The sequence below is a fragment of the Pseudomonas typographi genome (assembly GCF_014694385.1).
GTDB lineage: Bacteria > Pseudomonadota > Gammaproteobacteria > Pseudomonadales > Pseudomonadaceae > Aquipseudomonas > Aquipseudomonas typographi.
The window spans coordinates 1-255 of record NZ_JAAOCA010000193.1 but is presented as its reverse complement, the minus strand read 5'-3'; the positions used below and the strand labels follow the sequence as shown (position 1 = coordinate 255).

Sequence of the window (255 nt, the reverse complement as noted above, 5' to 3'; positions counted from 1 at the left end):
GCCGTGAATGAGGTCAATGCCCCGGTAAAAAACTGACGGCCGCCGATGAGTTGCAGCACGAACTGGTGCTGAACGGAGTCGGCGGGCGGACGGTGGCGGAACTCAGGCAAAACATGAGCTATGCGGAAATGCTGGCCTGGGCTGCGTATCGGGAAAAGCATGGATCGTTCAACTCGATGCAGCGCCAGGAGCAGATGGGCGCGATCATCGCCTTGCAGGTCAACCGGCTGCGCGGGGGCGATGCGGCGCTGATCG

At 62.0% G+C, this 255-nt stretch carries 1 protein-coding gene; it reads left to right on the top strand.

Translation table 11 applies throughout. The features are described 5' to 3' along the window. Positions 1–50: 50 nt before the first annotated feature. On the top strand, positions 51–255 hold a 205-nt coding region (locus HAQ05_RS28355; RefSeq protein ID WP_190427781.1), incomplete at its 3' end, for a hypothetical protein.